14 protein-coding genes are annotated in these 17,842 nt (G+C 69.5%); 5 read left to right on the forward strand and 9 right to left on the reverse strand.

The genetic code is table 11. The annotated features are described in order from the left end of the window. The first annotated feature begins 52 nt into the window (after positions 1-52). The 4 genes from miaB (at position 53) to ybeY (ending at position 6,295) form a co-directional block, all read left to right on the forward strand. On the forward strand, positions 53-1,405 hold the full coding sequence (miaB, locus tag B9P64_RS02650) for a tRNA (N6-isopentenyl adenosine(37)-C2)-methylthiotransferase MiaB (protein ID WP_085314724.1): 1,353 nt from the start codon (positions 53-55) through the stop codon (positions 1,403-1,405). Positions 1,406-1,523: 118 nt separating this feature from the next. Continuing rightward, the gene (locus tag B9P64_RS02655) at positions 1,524-4,469 is read left to right on the forward strand and encodes a zinc-dependent metalloprotease (protein WP_139826107.1); all 2,946 of its coding nucleotides are present in this window, start codon (positions 1,524-1,526) and stop codon (positions 4,467-4,469) included. 7 nt (positions 4,470-4,476) lie between these two features. Further along, on the forward strand, positions 4,477-5,592 hold the full coding sequence (locus B9P64_RS02660) for a PhoH family protein (RefSeq protein WP_085314726.1): 1,116 nt from the start codon (positions 4,477-4,479) through the stop codon (positions 5,590-5,592). A gap of 97 nt (positions 5,593-5,689) precedes the next feature. Then, on the forward strand, positions 5,690-6,295 hold the full coding sequence (gene ybeY / locus B9P64_RS02665; protein ID WP_085314727.1) for an rRNA maturation RNase YbeY: 606 nt from the start codon (positions 5,690-5,692) through the stop codon (positions 6,293-6,295). A gap of 23 nt (positions 6,296-6,318) precedes the next feature. Here the strand turns inward: ybeY and B9P64_RS02670 are convergent, their stop codons facing one another. From B9P64_RS02670 to B9P64_RS02705, 9 genes are all read right to left on the reverse strand, one after another. Continuing rightward, entirely contained in the window at positions 6,319-7,488 is a 1,170-nt protein-coding gene (locus B9P64_RS02670; protein ID WP_176256695.1) for a DUF2863 family protein, read from the reverse strand. Between the two features lie 82 nt (positions 7,489-7,570). Beyond that, positions 7,571-9,676, reverse strand: coding sequence for a catalase (locus B9P64_RS02675; RefSeq protein ID WP_139826108.1), 2,106 nt, complete (start codon positions 9,674-9,676; stop codon positions 7,571-7,573). Between the two features lie 226 nt (positions 9,677-9,902). Further along, entirely contained in the window at positions 9,903-11,552 is a 1,650-nt protein-coding gene (locus tag B9P64_RS02680; RefSeq protein WP_085314729.1) for a sensor histidine kinase, read from the reverse strand. Then, complete coding sequence (locus tag B9P64_RS02685; RefSeq protein WP_085314730.1) at positions 11,552-12,250, reverse strand: response regulator; 699 nt, start codon at positions 12,248-12,250, stop codon at positions 11,552-11,554. Before B9P64_RS02685 ends, B9P64_RS02680 begins: the two co-directional genes overlap by 1 nt. Positions 12,251-12,284: 34 nt before the next feature. Continuing rightward, positions 12,285-13,097 (reverse strand): orotidine-5'-phosphate decarboxylase, encoded by an 813-nt coding sequence (pyrF, locus tag B9P64_RS02690; RefSeq protein ID WP_085314731.1) that lies wholly within the window; start codon positions 13,095-13,097, stop codon positions 12,285-12,287. A gap of 77 nt (positions 13,098-13,174) precedes the next feature. Continuing rightward, positions 13,175-13,330, reverse strand: coding sequence for a hypothetical protein (locus B9P64_RS24885; RefSeq protein ID WP_176256696.1), 156 nt, complete (start codon positions 13,328-13,330; stop codon positions 13,175-13,177). 150 nt (positions 13,331-13,480) lie between these two features. Further along, the gene (groL, locus tag B9P64_RS02695) at positions 13,481-15,115 is read right to left on the reverse strand and encodes a chaperonin GroEL (protein WP_085314732.1); all 1,635 of its coding nucleotides are present in this window, start codon (positions 15,113-15,115) and stop codon (positions 13,481-13,483) included. 48 nt (positions 15,116-15,163) lie between these two features. Then, the gene (gene groES, locus B9P64_RS02700; RefSeq protein WP_085314733.1) at positions 15,164-15,454 is read right to left on the reverse strand and encodes a co-chaperone GroES; all 291 of its coding nucleotides are present in this window, start codon (positions 15,452-15,454) and stop codon (positions 15,164-15,166) included. Between the two features lie 418 nt (positions 15,455-15,872). Beyond that, the gene (locus B9P64_RS02705; protein WP_085314734.1) at positions 15,873-16,751 is read right to left on the reverse strand and encodes a LysR substrate-binding domain-containing protein; all 879 of its coding nucleotides are present in this window, start codon (positions 16,749-16,751) and stop codon (positions 15,873-15,875) included. Positions 16,752-16,913: 162 nt separating this feature from the next. On the opposite strand from B9P64_RS02705, the gene B9P64_RS02710 reads away from it, so the two are divergent. After that, positions 16,914-17,663 (forward strand): SDR family NAD(P)-dependent oxidoreductase, encoded by a 750-nt coding sequence (locus B9P64_RS02710; RefSeq protein WP_085314735.1) that lies wholly within the window; start codon positions 16,914-16,916, stop codon positions 17,661-17,663. The last annotated feature ends 179 nt before the right edge of the window (positions 17,664-17,842 follow it).

A 17,842-nucleotide genomic window follows, 5' to 3' on the forward strand; every position in this document is an offset into this window, starting at 1 on the left:
ATTTCGGCGCCCTTTCGGCTGCCGTCCGCCACCTCTGCAAGACCTCAGCACCATGACGAAGAAGCTCTACATCCGCACGTTCGGCTGCCAGATGAACGACTACGACTCGGCCAAGATGGCCGACGTGCTCGGCGAACATTTTGCGGCGATGGCCGAGACCTGCGAGCGCACCGAGAACCCGGAGGACGCCGATGTCATCCTGTTCAACACCTGTTCGGTACGTGAAAAGGCGCAGGAAAAAGTCTTCAGCGACCTGGGCCGGGTGCGGGCGCTGAAGCTGGCCAATCCCAACCTCGTGATCGGCGTGGGCGGTTGCGTTGCGAGCCAGGAAGGTGAAGCCATCGTGGCGCGTGCGCCCTATGTGGACGTGGTGTTCGGCCCGCAGACGCTGCACCGCCTGCCCGAGCTGATTTCGCGCCGGCGCGAAAGCGGCAAGTCGCAGGTCGACATCAGCTTTCCCGAGATCGAGAAGTTCGATCACCTGCCGCCGGCGCGCACGGAAGGCCCGAGCGCCTTCGTGTCGATCATGGAAGGCTGCTCCAAGTACTGCTCGTTCTGCGTGGTGCCGTACACGCGTGGCGAAGAGGTGTCGCGGCCGCTCGACGATGTGCTGACCGAGATCGCCGGCCTCGCCGACCAGGGCGTGAAGGAAGTGACGCTGCTGGGCCAGAACGTGAACGCCTGGCGCGGCCAGATGGGCGACACGGCCGAGATCGCCGACTTCGCGCTGCTACTGGAATACGTGGCCGAAATCCCCGGCATCGAGCGCATCCGCTACACCACCTCGCATCCCAAGGAATTCACCCAGCGGCTGATCGACGCCTACGGCCGCATCGACAAGCTGGTCGATCACCTGCATCTGCCGGTGCAGTCGGGCAGCGATCGCATCCTGATGGCGATGAAGCGCGGCTACTCGGCGCTGGAGTTCAAGCACACGATCCGCCGGCTGCGCGCGGTGCGGCCAAACATCTCGCTGTCGAGCGATTTCATCGTGGGCTTTCCAGGCGAGAGCGAGGCCGACTTCGCGCAGACGATGAAGCTGATCGACGACGTTCGCTTCGATGCGAGCTTCAGCTTCATCTACAGCAAGCGCCCGGGCACGCCGGCCGCGAGCCTGGAAGACGACACGCCCTACGAGACCAAGCTGGCGCGGCTGCAAGCGCTGCAAGCCGCCATCGACGGCGAGGCGCGGCGCATTTCGGCGGCGATGGCGGGCACGGTGCAACGCATCCTGGTCGAAGGCCCGAGCCGGCGCGATCCGGCCGAGCTGATGGGCCGTACCGAGAACAACCGCATCGTCAATTTCGCCGGGCCGGCGCGGTTGATCGGCCAGATGATCGACGTGACCATCACCGAGGCCTATCCGCATTCGCTGCGTGCCGCAGTGGTGACGACCGAAGGCTGACGCCGGCGCCGGGATGGGCCGGCGTCACATCGCCGTGCCGGCCGGCATCGGGCGCACGGCTTGCGTGCGCGCCGCGCAGGCACACTTCCCCTTCCCGCTCATTTCCGCCCGCCCCGACGTGAACCGACTCCGCCCGCTTGCCCTGCCCGTCCGCCATCACCCTGCCGAACTGCCGCCCGCGCGGCGCACGCCGCTGGCGCGACTGATCTGCGCCCTGGCACTGCCGGCGCTGCTGTCGGCCTGTGCGGCGCCAGTTGCGCGGCCGGACCATGACGCGGCCACGCCGAGCGCCGACAGCGCGCGGCCCGGCAATGGTGCGGCGCCGGCGGCGACACCGGCCGGCGCGCGACCGGCACCGGGCGCGCCGGGCACTCCAGGCGCCCCCGGCATGCCGGTCGCCCCGGCGCCGCAAGCCGGCCCCGCCGCCGGTCAGCCTGGTCAGCCCGGCCCGACCGCCGCAGCCCAGCCCGCGCCCGGCACGCCCGCGCTGCGCCCCTTCGCCGAACTCACGCGCGACGCCCAGCGCCATGACGGCTTCTTCCCGCTCTGGCAGAAGGACGACAAGGTCTGGATCGAGATCGCGCCGGCGCAGTTCGAGCAGCCCTTCCTGCTCAGCATTTCGCGCACGCGCGGCCTGGGCGAGCGCCGCGTGTACGGCAACTGGACGCTCGACGACCATCTTGTGCGCTTCCGCCGCATCGGCAACACGGTGCAGCTGGTGGCCAGCGATCCGCGCTTCACCTCGCCCGACGGCACGCCGCTCGCGCGTGCGCTCGGCCAGAGCTTTGCCGAAAGCCTGCTCGGCGCCAGCGCGGTGGCGAGCCAGCCGCGCGCCGAACGCGGCAGCGTGCTGGTCGAGCTGAATCCGCTGCTGCTCAGCGACATCCCCGGCGCCAGCACCCAGTTCGAGACGCTCTACCGCCTGCCCTACAGCTTCGATCCGCGCAATTCCAGCCTCGGCCGGCTGCGCTCCTCGCCCGAGGTGACCAGCGTGGAAGTCAATGCGCATTACGCCGTGCCGCGCATTCCGGCCGGCCCGGCCACGCCGCCGCCGCCCGGCACCCAGCTGCCGAGCACGCCGCGCAACATCGCCGATCCGCGCAGCTTTCTGATCGGCTACCTGTACAGCCTGGCGCCGCTGCCGGCCCAGCCGATGACGCCGCGCGCCGCCGACGACCGCGTGGGCCACTTCAACACCGCGCGCTGGGACTTTGCCGACGACCCGACCGATGTGCGGCCGCCGCGCAAGTTCTTCGTGAACCGCTGGCGGCTCGAAAAGAAGGACCCGGCCGCCGAGCTGTCCGAGCCGGTCAAGCCGATCGTCTTCTACCTCGACCGCAACATCCCCGAGCGCTACCGCGACACGGTGAAGGCCGGCGTGCTCGAGTGGAACGCTGCCTTCGAGCGCATCGGCTTCCGCAATGCGCTCAAGGCCGAGCTGGCGCCGGAAGACGCCGACTTCGATCTGGCCGACAGCCGCCATGCCTCGATCCGCTGGTTCCTCGATACCGAGGAAGGCGCGCTCGCCATCGGCCCGAGCCGCACCGATCCGCGCACCGGCGAAATCCTCGATGCCGACATCGCGGTCTCGCAGGGCTGGGTGACGGTGCCGCGCCGCTATGCGGTCGAGCAGACGCCGCGCCGGCCGGGCGGCAACCCGGCGCTCGCCGACAGCGACGCCTACAACGCGCAAGCGCTTGCAGGCGGCCTCGGCCATGACCATGCCCAGCCCGGCCTGCTCTGCGAACAGGCTAGCAACGCCTTGCAGGAACTCGGCTTTGCGCTCGAGCTGGCCGAACTGCGCGGCGAGATCGAGCCCGGCAGCCCCGAAGCCGAGGCGCTGGTCAAGCAGGTGCTCAAGGACGTCATCACCCATGAGGTCGGCCACACGCTCGGCCTGCGGCACAACTTCCGCGCCTCCACCATCTGGCCGCTCGCCAGCATCGAGAAGCCCGAGTTCGCGCGCGAGAAGCAGATTTCCGGCTCGGTGATGGACTACAACGCCTTCAACCTGCCGCTCGAAGGCGAGCCCTGGAGCGCCATCTCGATGACCGGCCTGGGCGTGTACGACTACTGGGCCATCGAATACGCCTACAAGCCGCTGCCGGCCGACGACGAGGCGCGCCAGCTGGCCGACATCGCCGCGCGCGGCAGCGTCCAGCCCGAGCTGGCCTACGGCACCGACGAGGAAGCGCAATCGCTCACCGGCAGCGGCGGCGAAGGCTATGACCCCGAAGTCAACACGCGCGACCTCGGCAGCGATCCGCTCCAGTTCGCGCGCCGCCGCATCAAGCTCACGCGCGAACTGCTCGACCGGCTGCAAACCAAGACGCTGCTGCCCGGCGAAAGCTATGACGTGCTGCGTCGCAACGTGCTCGGCGGTCTGGCGCAGCAGACCGCCGCCGCGCTGATCGCCGCCAAGTACGTGGGCGGCGTGGTCTATCTGCGCGATCACGCCGGCTCGCCGCGCGCCGCCTACACGCCGGTGCCGGCGGCGCGCCAGCGCGAGGCGCTGCGGCTGGTGCGCGATGCGCTGTTCGTGCCCAATGCGCAGGGGCTCAAGCCCGAGTTCGTCGCGCGGCTGGCGCAGGACGGCCTGATCCGCGGCTACGACTCGCCCGAGCCGCTGTCGCTCAATCAGGCCGCGCTCGCCGGCCAGCGCGCCGCACTCGACCGGCTGCTGTCCGACGGCGTGGCCCAGCGCCTGCTCGATGCGCCGCTGTCGGCCGCCGATCCGCACGACACGCTCGGCCTGAGCGAGCTGCATCTGCGCCTGCAGGACGCGATCTTTGCCGAGCTGGCCAGCGGCGCCGACATCCCGCAGCAGCGCCGCAATCTCCAGCGCGAATACCTGCGCCGGCTCGCCGATCCGCTGGTGCGGCCGGCGCCGTCGACCCCGGCCGATGTGCGCTCGGTGGCGCGCGCCAGCGCCACCGGCCTGCTCGCCCGCCTGCGCACCGCACGCCTGGGCGGCCTGTCGCCCGAAGCGCGCGCCCATGTGCAGGAAAGCGCCCAACTGCTCGACCTGGCGCTCAAGGCGCCGATCCAGCGCAGCTCCTACTAAGAACCGCATGCGACTCAGCCTCGACCAGCTCGACAACCCCCGCCTCGCCGAACTCTGCGGCCCGCTCGACGAGCATCTGCGCCAGATCGAGGCCGCGCTCGACATCACCGTGAGCCGGCGCGGCGCGCACTTCGACGTGCACGGCCGGCGTGCGCCCGAGGCCATCGCCCTGCTGCGCGGCCTGGGCGAACAGCGCGGCCGCATCGACATCGGCACCGTGCAGCTGGCGCTGGTCGAAGCCAGCCACGCGCGCGCCAGCGCGGCCGCGCAGCAGGCCGCCGAAGCCGAAGCCGCCGCACCGGCCAGCCGCAAGGCCGCCGGCACCGACGCCGACCCGCCCGCCGCCAGTCCGGCGCCCGCGCGCGCCGGCGCCGCACCGGCCCACACCGTGCGTCGCCATGCCCAGGGCCACGGCAATCCGGCCAATCCGGTCGTGCCCCATCCGCTCGACGACTCGGCCAGCCCCATCCTGCGCACCCGCCGGCACGATCTGCACGGCCGCACGCCGCGCCAGCGCGACTATCTGCGCGCCATCCTCAATCACGACATTTCCTTTGGCGTCGGCCCGGCCGGTACCGGCAAGACCTATCTCGCCGTGGCCTGCGCGGTCGATGCGCTGGAGCGCGACGCGGTGCAGCGCGTGGTGCTCACGCGGCCGGCGGTCGAGGCCGGCGAGCGGCTCGGCTTTCTGCCCGGCGATCTGGCGCAGAAGGTCGACCCGTACTTGCGCCCGCTCTACGACGCGCTCTACGACCTGCTCGGCTTCGACAAGACCGTCAAGCTGCTGGAGCGCCAGACCATCGAGATCGCGCCGCTCGCCTACATGCGCGGCCGCACGCTCAACACCGCCTTCGTCATCCTCGACGAGGCGCAGAACACCACGCCCGAGCAGATGAAGATGTTCCTCACCCGCATCGGCTTCGGCAGCAAGGCAGTCATCACCGGCGACACCACGCAGGTGGATTTGCCGCGTGCCCAGCGCAGCGGTCTGGCCGATGCGCTCGACGTGCTCGACGGCGTGCGCGGCATCTCGTTCACGCGCTTCACCTCGGCCGACGTGGTGCGGCATCCGCTGGTGGCGCGCATCGTCGAGGCCTACGAGCGCGCCGCGCCGACCGACTGAACGCCACCGCCCGGGCGCCGGCCGCGCGCCAGAACGCATCGCCATCCAGCCCGGGCTGCGCGACCATCGCCGCCACCGCCCTTCCCCAGACACCGCCATGCCCGACGCCGCCGCTCCGACCCTTCACCTTGCCGTCCAGTACGCGCCGCCGCTGCGCGTGGAAGAACTGCCCGCGCGCGACCGCATCCGGCGCTGGGCCAGATCGGCGCTGCTCGCCGGCCTGGCCGACGCCGGCCAGCCGCGCGACGCCAGCTTCACCGTGCGCTTCACCGGCGCCAGGGAAGGCCGCGCGCTCAACCGCGACCATCGCGGCCGCGACTACGCCACCAATGTGCTCACCTTCAACCTGCACGACATCGAGGACAACGCCGCGCCGATCGAGGCCGACATCGTCGTGTGCGTGCCGGTCGTGGCGCGCGAGGCCAGCGCCCAGCGCAAGACCTTCGAGCACCACTGCGCCCACATGATCGTGCACGCCGTGCTGCACGCCTGCGGCTATGAGCACGAGGCCGATGCCGAGGCCGACGCGATGGAAGCGCTGGAGACGCGCATCCTCAAGCGCTTCCGCATCGCCGATCCCTATCTGCCGCAGGAACCGCTGCTGCCGGCCAGGAAGCCCGCGAAGAAGAAGCCTGCACCCGCCGCCGACACCGCCGCGCCGGCCGCCAGGCGCGCAAAGAAAAAGGCGGCCGAAGCCGCCTGATTCAACGCCCGCGCCAGCGCGCCTCAGTGCAGATGCACCGGCGCCGGCTCGGCATCCTCGGGCAGCTCGGCGCGCACCAGCTCGCCCTGGGCATTGGGGAACAGCGGATCGCCGTACTCCTCGCTGAACTCGAGCGGAAACCGGTGCTCATGCTCGACGATGCGATTCACGCCCAGCTCGGTCAGCAGGGTGCGGATCTGCTGCGGCGCCTCTTCCAGGTCGGCATCGCTCAGCACCGGCCAGACCACGCCGTGGAATACCTCCTCGCTGCGCCCGAGCGTGAGGCCGATGCGGTACTCGACCATCTGCCCGTCGTGAAACGGCCCGAACGAGGCACTCAGCGCATCCGGCTCGCGCGTGAGCATCGTGCCCAGAAACTCGACCCCGGCGCGCAGATAGAACACGCGCGCCGTCTGGTCGACCCGCCGCAGCGACGAGTAGAACGCGCCCGGCGGCATCAGCTCGAACTGACAGCCGACGAGCATCGGCACCAGCGCGCCGTGGCCCTGCTCGGCCCAGGCGGTGGCGCTCGATTCGAGCGTGGCTTCCTCGCCCTGGTAGATGAACATCTCGGTGCCGGCCGGCACCGCCACCGCGCCGATCACATAGCGCGCGTCGGACACGAAATCGACCGCCTCCGGCACCTGGTCGGCGCGCTGGGCGTAGTTGCCGTTCTTGAGCGCCACGCCGAACAGCGCGCGCGCCAGCTGCACCTCCTGCGCATACGAGCCGGGCAGCTGGTCGGGCGTGTAGATGCGGTCGGCCAGGCCGATGCGCGCCTCGGGCGCGAACACATGGGCGCCGAGCTGGGTGCGCAATACCGCCAGATCGGCCTCGCGCAGCTTGCCGCTCGGGATGCGGCCGCGCGACCAGGCCAGCACCGGCGCGAGGAACATCAGGCAGTCGAACTGGGCGCCCTCGTGCGTGACCGTGGCGCTCTCGACCGCGCATTCGACCGCGTCGGCGAGCAGGTCGTAGGCGCGCGGATTGGTCTGGCCCAGGCGTTCGAGCGAGGTCTCGATGGTGTGCATGCCGACATTGGTCAGCAGCGGCTTGATGGCTTCGCCAAGGCGACGGTCCCACCACACATCCTCGATGCGGCTGCCGGCGGCCGAAGCCGCGGTCGCGAGCCGCACGAGCAGGCCGCTGCCGCGGCCCGCGCCCGAACGGTCGTTGCGTCGTAAGCGTCTCATCTGTCTGGTTCTCCGTCTGGGGCAGGGCATGGTACCCCAGGGTCGGAGGCCGAAAATCGGGCGTTTTCAGCCATTGGCAGGCTCAGATCGCGATCGATTCCAGCCCGCTGCGCTCCCAGATGCGATGCAGTGCAAGCGCCTCGGCGAAGCCTTGCAGCAAGGGCCCGGCGACCGGCTCGACGAACACGCCTTCGGCCGGATTCGCAGGGCCGGCCGCGCTCTGCGGCAAGCCCGCCGCGGCCAGCAGCGGCGCCGTGCCCTCGAAGGCGAGGATCGGCTTGCCGTGCGCATAGGCCTCGGCCACGAAGGTCCGCGCCTTGCCGATCGCCATGAGCGCGGCGCAATTGGCCGCACCGCCCGGCAGCGCCACCGCATCGAAGAACAGCGCTGCGCTGTTCTCGAAGGTGAAATCGGGCGCCAGCGGCGTGCCGCTCCTGCCCGCCAGCGGCTTGAGCGACGGCCCGACCAGCTGCGCCACCAGACCCAGCCCGGCCAGCGCCGACTTCAGCAGCTCGACGGCGGCATGGTCGGCACCGTCGGCGACCAGTAGCGCCACCTTGCGGCCGTCGATCGGGCCCGGCCCGCGCATCATCGACAGCATCGGCGACGGCACGACCTCGGCCAGTTCGCCGGCCGGCGCGGGCGCCACCAGCCCGAGCGGATCGGCCACCGCCGCCGCCAGTTCCGGATCGACATTGGCCAGATTGGCCACCATCCGCTCGCGCACATGCAGCGCCTCGACCTTGCTCAGCTCGAAGGCGATGGCGCTCTGCAAATGCTTGCGCTCGGCCGGCGTCTGGCTCAGGTAGAACAGGCGCGCCTGCGAGTAATGGTCGGCAAACGACGCCGGCTTGCCGCGCAGCTTCGTGCCCTCGACCGGCTCGGGAAAGCTGCGATAGCCGCCCTCCAGCAGCCCCAGATGCACCGGCTTGCCGGTCTCCAGCGAACTCGGCGCATAGCTCACGCGGCCGACTGGAATCGTCTGCTGGCCAAGGCCGTCGCGCTGATGGTGATGGAAGGGACAGACCGGCTTGTTGATCGGCAGCTGCGCAAAGTTGGGGCCGCCGAGCCGCAGCAGCTGCGTGTCGGTGTACGAGAACAGCCGGCCCTGCAGCAGCGGGTCGTCGCTGAAGTCGATGCCGCGCACCACATGGCCCGGATGGAAGGCCACCTGCTCGGTCTCGGCAAAGAAGTTGTCGGGATTGCGGTCGAGCACCATGCGGCCCAGGCGCGTGACCGGCACCCGCTCCTCGGGGATGAGCTTGGTCGGATCGAGCAGATCGATGCCGAGCCGCTCGACATCGGCCTCCTCGACGATCTGCACGCCCAGTTCCCATTCCGGAAAGCGCTGCTGCTCGATGGCTTCCCACAGGTCGCGGCGATGAAAGTCGGGATCCTTGCCGCTGATCTTGAGCGCCTCGTCCCAGGCCAGCGCATGCACGCCGAGCCTGGGCTTCCAGTGAAACTTGACGAAGCGCGACGTGCCCTTGGGGCAGACCAGCCGGAAGCTGTGCACGCCGAAGCCTTCCATCATCCGGAAGCTGCGCGGAATGCCGCGGTCCGACATCACCCACAGCACCATGTGCGTCGACTCGGGCGTGAGCGAGATGAAGTCCCAGAAGGTGTCGTGCGCGCTCGCGGCCTGCGGAATCTCGTTGTGCGGCTCGGGCTTTACCGCGTGGATCAGGTCGGGAAACTTGATCGCGTCCTGGATGAAGAACACCGGGATGTTGTTGCCGACGAGGTCGAAGTTGCCTTCGTCGGTATAGAACTTGACGGCGAAGCCGCGTGCATCGCGCGCCGCATCGGTCGAGCCGCGCGAGCCGGCCACGGTGGAGAAGCGCGTGAATACCGGCGTCTTCTTGCCGGGCTGGCTCAGAAAGCTGGCGGCGGTAAAGGCCGACCAGTCGCCATAGCTCTCGAAGTAGCCATGCGCCGCCGCGCCGCGCGCATGCACCACGCGCTCGGGAATGCGCTCATGGTCGAAGTGGGTGATCTTTTCGCGCAGCGCAAAGTCTTCGAGCAGGGTCGGGCCGCGCAGGCCAGCCTTGAGCGAATTGGCGTCGTCCTCGACCTTGAGGCCTTGCTGGGTGGTGATGTGCTCAAGATCGCGCGGCAGGCGGTCGGCATCGAGCGCGGCGAGCTTGGCATTGCCGGCGGTGGCAGGGACGGGACGCGATTTCTTCATGCATGACTCCGGTGCGGCCGGCGCGGCTGGCCCGCAGGCCGGGCGCCAGCCGGGATGGCTGGACCGGTCCATGGTCGGCATGACGCCGGCGCGCAACTGTCGGCGGCACGCCCGGCGCGCGGTGCGATTGCGCTGGCGCGCGCGTGGGAATGGCGGCATTGCGGCGTCGGCGGCCGGCGCGGCGGCAGCGCGCAGCTGGCGCGCGCCGATGGCGGCTTGCGGCGCGTCAGGTCGTCTCGAAGGCCGAGCGCAGCGTCACGCTCACGAGGCAGCCGGGCAGCCGCAGTTCGTCTTCGGTGGCGCCGGCGCGGAAGGCCGGCGCGCGCGGATTGAAGGTGAGCTGGATCTCGGCGCCGTGCTGCACCGCGATCTCGCGCACGATGGCCAGCCCCAGCCCCGAGCCATCCTGGCCCGAGCCGAGCACGCGGTAGAAGCGCTCGAACACCAGCGGCCGCTCGGCCTCGGGCACGCCGGGGCCGGTGTCTTCCACCTCCAGCGCGGCCTGGCCCTGGCCCGGCGTGATGCGCACGGTGACGGCGCCGCCCGGCGGCGTGTAGCGCAGCGCGTTGTCGACCAGGTTCTTGACCAGCTCGGCCAGCATCACCGGCATGCCCAGCACCGGCACCGGCTCGTCGGGCGCGTCCAGGCCGAGGTCGATGTGCTTGTCGAGCGCGCGCTCGAACATGTCGCTGACCACGTCGCGCGCCAGCCCCACCAGCTCGACCGATTCGAGCGGCGGCGCCTGCACGGTCTGCGCCTCGGCGCGGGCCAGCGCCAGCAGCTGGTTGATGAGCCGCGTGGCGCGGTCGGTGCTGTCGGCCACGTTGTGCAGCCGGCGGCGCAGCTCGGCCGGGTCGTGCTCGCGCAGCGCCAGTTCGGCCTGGGTACGCAGGCCGGCGAGCGGCGTCTTCATCTGGTGCGCGGCGTCGGCGATGAAGCGGCGCTGCCGCGTGACCGTGGTGTCGAGCCGCGCCAGCAGATCGTTGAACGACTCGATCAGCGGCAGCAGCTCCTCGGGCGCGTCGTTGGGATTGATCGGGCTCAGGTCGTCGGGCGAGCGGGCGCGGATGCGGCGCTGCAACTGGTTGAGCGGCAGGATGCCGCGCGACAGCCCGGCCCAGACCAGCAGCACGGCGATCGGCAGGATGAGGAACTGCGGCAGGATCACGCCCTTGACGATCTCGCTGGCGAGCTGGGCGCGCTTCTCCAGCGTCTCGGCCACCTGCACCAGCACCGGCGCGTCGGCGGTTTCCTCGGCGCCGGCATACACGCTCGGATCGAGATAGAGCGAGGCCACGCGCAGCTGGTCGTCGCCCATGGTTTCGGGCCGGAAGCGGACGATGCCGCGCACGGTCATCTCGTCCTCCACATGCACGCCAGGCGGAAATGGCGGCGCCAGATTGCGGTCGCCGCTCAGCACCTGGCCGTCGGCGCTCCACACCTGGTAGTACACGCCGGTGGCGTCGTCGGCATGCAGGATCTCGCGCGCCGCCTCGGTGAAGTCGAACACCAGCCGGTGGTCGCGCACCTGCACCTGCTGGGCCAGGGTGCGCACCGTGGCTTCGAGCGCGCGGTCGAACGGCGTGTTGGCGATCGACTGCGCGACCAGATAGGTGACCGCGATCGACATCGGCCACAGCAGCAGCAGCGGCGCCAGCATCCAGTCGAGGATTTCGCCGAACAGCGAGTAGGGCGCGGCCTGGGGATTGGGATCGGCCTCGTCGGCCGGCGACGGCGCGGGCCGGATCGGCGCCTCGTCGAGCAGCGCGCGATTGGCCGGCGGTGCCGCGGCCAGCGCGGTGTAGGCGGCCGTCAGATCGGGCGGCGGCGCCGGTTCGGGCGTGGGTGCGGCGGGCAGGCCGTGACGCTCGCCCATCAGGCGGCAGGTTGCTGCGGCTCGCTCGGCTCGACCCATTTTTCGAGGCAGTAGCCGAGCCCGCGCACGGTGATGATGCGCACGCCGCCGGCCTCGATCTTCTTGCGCAGCCGATGCACGTAGACCTCGATGGCGTTGTTCGACACCTCTTCGCCCCATTCGCAGAGCTGGTCGACGAATTGCTCCTTGCTCACCAGCCGGCCGGTGCGTTGCAGCAGCACCTCCAGAATGCCCAGCTCGCGCGCCGACAGCTCCAGCGGCACTTCATTCAGGTAAGCCATCCGTCCGACCGAGTCGAAGGACAGCGGGCCGTGCTTGAGCAGCGTCGGCCCACCGCCCACGCCGCGCCGCACCAACGCGCGCACCCGCGCCTCCAGCTCGCTCAGCGCGAACGGCTTGGCCATGTAGTCGTCGGCGCCCAGATCGAGGCCGCGCACCCGGTCCTCGACCGAATCGGCGGCGGTCAGGATGAGCACCGGCAGCCGCGAATTGCGCGCGCGCAGCCGGCGCAGCACTTCGAGCCCGGGCATCTTGGGCAGGCCCAGGTCGAGGATGAGCAGGTCATAGCTCTGCGACGCGAGGACCGCGTCGGCCTGGGCGCCGTTCTTGAACACGTCGACGGCAAAGCCGCTCTGGCGCAGCGTCGACTGAAGGCCGTCGGCGAGCGTGTTGTCGTCTTCCGCGATGAGGATGCGCATGCCACGATCTCCCTGCTTGATGGGTGGGGGACGCTCAGCCGCGCGCTTCGTTGATGGCGTCGCGGGTGGCCATCGCCGCGATGCGTGCCGCCGCCCCGAAGTCGTCGCCCGAGCCGGCATACAGGATGGCGCGCGAGCTGCTGATGATCATCCCCGTGCCATCCCCGGTGCGGCCGGCGCGCACGGTGGCGAGCACATCGCCGCCCTGGGCGCCGATGCCCGGGATCAGCAGCGGCATGTCGCCGACGATCTCGCGCACCTTTGCCAGCTCGGCCGGATAGGTGGCGCCCACCACCAGGCCGCAGTTGCCGTGCCTGTTCCACTTGCCGGCGACCAGTCTTGCGACGTGCTGGTACAGCGGCGTGCCGCCACAGTCGAGGAATTGCAGGTCGCTGCCGCCCGGGTTGGAGGTGCGGCACAGGACGATGACGCCCTTGTCCGCATGCTCGGCATAGGGCGCGACCGAGTCGGCGCCCAGATACGGGTTCACCGTGACCGCATCGGCGCGATAGCGCTCGAAGGCTTCGCGCGCGTAGTACTCGGCGGTGCTGCCGATGTCGCCGCGCTTGGCGTCGAGGATGACCGGAATGCCGGGATGCGCGTTGTGGATGTAGTCGATGAGTTCTTCGAGCACTTCCTCGGCGCCCTGGGCCGCGAAATGCGCGAACTGCGGCTTGAAGGCGCAGGCGTAGTCGGCGGTGGCATCGACGATCACGCGGCAGAACTGGAACAGCGCGTCATTGCGCGGCAGTTGCGGCGGGATGCGATGCGGATCCGGATCGAGGCCCACGCAGAGCAGCGTGTTGGCATTGGTCCAGCGCGAACGCAGCAGGGAATTGAAGCTCATGGGCGGTTCCGGTCGTCTTGCCAAACCCGCAAGTCTAGGCGGTTCGGCGCCGGCGCCCGCATTCGGGTGAGGCGGACTCAGGCCAGCCGCACCCGCGCCACCGGCTCGACCAGCTCGCGCAGCTCGGCCAGGATCGGTGCGATGTCCACATGCGAGATCGGCCCCTGGCGCGCATCGAGGGCTGCGAGCCGGGCCAGCACCTGCTCGATCGCCATGCGTTCATCCTGGGACATGGGTATCTCCGTTGTCGAAACCAGCCGCATTCAATCCCGGAACACCAGCCAGCTTCCGCCCCGAATGTAAAAAAAGCCCGCCGGGATAACCCGGCAGGCTTTTCCTTGCAGCCGCTGCGGCGCCAGGGCGCCGCGTTGCGGAAGGGGCAATTACATGTCCATGCCCATGCCGCCCATGCCGCCATGCGGCGCCGGCGCGGGCTTGTCTTCGGCCAGCTCGGCCACCATCGCGTCGGTGGTCAGGATCAGGCCGGCAACCGAGGCGGCGTTTTGCAGCGCCGAGCGGGTGACCTTGGCCGGGTCCAGCACGCCGAGTTCGACCAGGTCGCCGTAGCTGCCGTTCGAGGCGTTGTAGCCGTAGTTGCCGGTGCCTTCCAGCACCTTGTTGATGACCACGCTCGGCTCGTCGCCGGCGTTGGCGACGATCTGGCGCAGCGGTTCTTCGACGGCACGCAGGACGATCTTGATGCCGGCGTCCTGATCGGCGTTGTCGCCGACCACGGCCTTGACGGCCGAGCGGGCACGCAGCAGAGCCACGCCGCCGCCAGGAACCACGCCTTCCTCGACGGCGGCACGGGTGGCGTGCAGCGCATCTTCGACGCGGGCCTTCTTTTCCTTCATTTCGACTTCGGTCGCGGCACCGACGCGGATGACCGCAACGCCGCCGGCCAGCTTGGCCACGCGCTCTTGCAGCTTTTCACGGTCGTAGTCGCTGGTCGATTCCTCGATCTGGGCGCGGATCTGCTTGACGCGCGCTTCGATGCTCTTGGCGTCGCCCGAGCCGTCGATCAGCGTGGTGTTTTCCTTCGCGATCTCGACGCGCTTGGCCTGGCCCAGATCGGCCAGCGTGGCCTTTTCGAGCGTCAGGCCGACTTCTTCGGCGATGACCGCGCCGCCCGTCAGGATGGCGATGTCTTCGAGGATGGCCTTGCGACGGTCACCGAAGCCCGGCGCCTTGACGGCAACGGTCTTGAGGATGCCGCGGATGTTGTTGACCACGAGGGTGGCCAGCGCTTCGCCTTCGACGTCTTCCGCGATGATCAGCAGCGGACGACCGGCCTTGGCAACCTGTTCCAGCACCGGCAGCAGATCGCGGATGTTCGAGATCTTCTTGTCGTGCAGCAGGATGTAGGGGTTGTCGAGGGCGGCAACCTGCTTTTCCGGGTTGTTGATGAAGTACGGCGACAGATAGCCGCGGTCGAACTGCATGCCTTCGACGACGTCGAGTTCGTTGTTCAGGCTCTTGCCGTCTTCAACGGTGATGACGCCTTCCTTGCCGACCTTTTCCATCGCGTCGGCGATGATCTGGCCGATGTCGCTGTCGCTGTTGGCCGAGATCGAGCCGACCTGGGCGATTTCCTTGCTGGTGGTCGTCGGCTTGGCGATGACGGCCACTTCGGCAACGATGGCCGCGACGGCCTTGTCGATGCCGCGCTTCAGATCGGTCGGGTTGAAGCCGGCGGCGACGTACTTGAAGCCTTCGCGAACGATGGCCTGGGCCAGCACGGTGGCGGTCGTGGTGCCGTCACCGGCGTTGTCGCTGGTCTTGCTGGCGACTTCCTTGACCAGCTGGGCGCCCATGTTCTCGAACTTGTCCTTCAGTTCGATTTCCTTGGCGACCGACACGCCGTCCTTGGTCACCGTGGGGGCGCCGAACGAGCGCTCCAGCACCACGTTGCGGCCCTTGGGGCCCAGCGTGACCTTGACCGCATTGGCCAGGATGTTGACACCGTTGACGATCTTCGCGCGCGCGTCGTCGGCGAACAGAACTTGCTTGGCTGCCATGTGTATTACCTCTGAATTCTGGGTGAACTGACTGGTGCGAAAGCCGACTTAGGCTTCGACGATCGCGAAGAGGTCTTCCTCGCGCAGGACCAGCACTTCGTTGCCGTCGACCTTGACGGTCTGGCCGGCGTACTTGCCGAACAGGACGCGGTCGCCGACCTTGACTTGCAGGGCGACGACATCGCCCTTGTCGTTCTTCTTGCCCGGGCCGACGGCCAGGACTTCGCCCTGATCGGGCTTCTCGGCGGCGTTGTCCGGCAGGACGATGCCCGAGGCGGTCTTGGTTTCGTTGTCGAGACGCTTGACGATCACGCGATCGTGCAGGGGACGAAGATTCATGCGAAACGCTCCTTGAATGCGGTGGTATTGCCACTTCGGCTTTGCGTGCCGGCGATGCCGATGGGCACCTGCCGGCATTGCCCGTCGAGGGCAAACCGGGGCGCATGCCACGATGACGGGGCCGGATCGGCCGCTGCGTCATGCATTTAGCACTCACCCCAGGCGAGTGCTAATAATAGGGACGGCACACGCGCATTTCAAGGCGGGGCGGCGAGGGAATTTCCCCGATGGGGGTGGCGCCCGTTTCCTGCCGGTGCCGGCGGAACGGATTTCCGAACGATCGCGAGCTGGCTCGAAAGCCTGCGGAAAACTTTCAACGACAGAAGCCTGGCCCGCTCAAGCGGCACGAAGCGCATGCCGCGCAGGGATGCGCGGGCGGTGGTGCCGGTTCGTGCCGCAGCACGGCCGAGGCCCGCCCTCAGCCCGCCTGCTGCCCCACCCACGCCACGAAAGCCGCCACCTCGGGCCGCTTGCCGTGCCGCGCCGGATACACGAGGAAGTGCGCCTCGACCTGCGGCGACAGCGCCGGATCGAACACCGGCGCCAGCCTGCCCGCCGCGATGTGACCAGCACCGAGCACGCTGCTTTCCAGCGCGATGCCAAGGCCCTGGATCGCCGCGTCCATCGCGAGCTGGGCGCGGTCGAAGCGCAGCGCGAAGCGCTCGGGCAGCTGCTCGACGCCCTGGCGCGCGAGCCAGTCGGCCCATTGCACGATGTTCACCGTGCTCTGGATCAGCGGCACGCCGAGCAGGTCGGCCGGCTCGCGCAGGCCCCAGCGCTCGATGAAGGCCGGGCTCGCGAGCGGCAGGATGGTCTCGGTGAACATCGGCGTCACGACCAGATCCGGCCATTGCGGAATGCCGTAGCGCACATCCAGATCGGCCTGCCCGAGCGCGAAATCGCTGTGCGTGTGCGACGCCGACATGAACAGCGAGATGCCCGGATGCGCCTGCGCAAAGTCCGCCAGCCGCGGCAGCAGCCACAGGCTCGCGAGGCTGGGCGACACATGCACGTACAGGCTGTTGCGCACGCCCTGGCGCACATCCTCGGTGGCGGCGCCGATCGCGCCGAGCGCGCCCGCCACCCGCCGCAGATAGCCCTCGCCGGCCGCGCTCAGCTTCACGCCCTGGGCCGAGCGGTCGAACAGCTTCACGCCGAGAAAGCCTTCCAGCTTGGCGATCTGATGGCTCACCGCCGACGGCGTGAGATGCAGCTCGATCGCGGCGAGCGCAAAGCTGCGCCGGCGCGCGACCGTCTCGAAGGCGACCAGGGTGGACAGGGGTGGCAGGTGGGCCATGCAAGCGCCTTCAGGTCTGGCGCGAACGCGCTACGGGGCTATCCCTGAGCCGCATCGCGACATGACAAAGTTTCATCCAACCCTGAAATCTTATCGTTTGTCTTCATGTTTGGCGGCCAGCAGCATGCGCTCCACCCAAGCAACGCAATCGGAGACAGACGCATGCTGCTCAAGGACAAGGTCGCCGTAATCACCGGCGGCGCCGGCCTCAACGGCCTCGGATTCGCCACCGCCAGGCTGATGGCCGAGCACGGCGCCCGGGTCGTCATCCTCGACCTCGAACGCGCCGAACCGGCCCAGGCCGCGAAGCTGCTCGGCGAGGGCCATCTGGGCCTTGTCGCCAACGTGGTGGACAAGGCCTCCTGCGACGCCGCCGCCGCCGAGGTGCTGGCCGCCTACGGCCGCATCGACATCCTCGTGAACAACGCCGGCATCACCCAGCCGATCAGGACGCTCGACATCAGGCCGAGCGACTACGACGCGGTGCTCGACGTGAGCCTGCGCGGCACGCTCCAGATGTCGCAGGCGGTGCTGCCCGCGATGATCGAGGCGAAGTCGGGCTCGATCGTCTGCATCTCGTCGGTGTCGGCCCAGCGCGGCGGCGGCATCCTCGGCGGGCCGCACTACTCGGCCGCGAAGGCCGGCGTGCTCGGCCTGGCGCGCGCCATGGCGCGCGAATACGGCCCGCTCAACATCCGCGTCAACAGCATCACGCCGGGCCTGATCGGCACCGACATCATCAAGGGCAAGCTCACCGAGGAGCGCAAGGCCGAGATCGCCGAGTCGATCCCGCTGGCCCGGCTCGGCGCGCCGGCCGACATCGCCGGTGCCGTCGTCTTCCTCGGCAGCGAGCTGAGCAGCTATCTCACCGGCGTCACCCTCGACGTGAACGGCGGAATGCTCATCCACTGAGCCGCCTCCCGCCGCCGGCCCGCGAATGCGCGCCGGCCGGGCCGCGATCGCCCGCGCGACGCGGCCCATCCCGATTCCGCCCACCTCGGCGCAAACCCGCCCGGCGCAAGACCGGGCGCGGCACACACAACAACAAGCAGTGAGTCCGGCGACGCGCCCTTCCCGCGTCGCTCACTTCC

Origin of the sequence: Derxia lacustris (assembly GCF_002105195.1) — a bacterium.
Lineage (GTDB): Bacteria > Pseudomonadota > Gammaproteobacteria > Burkholderiales > Burkholderiaceae_E > Derxia > Derxia lacustris.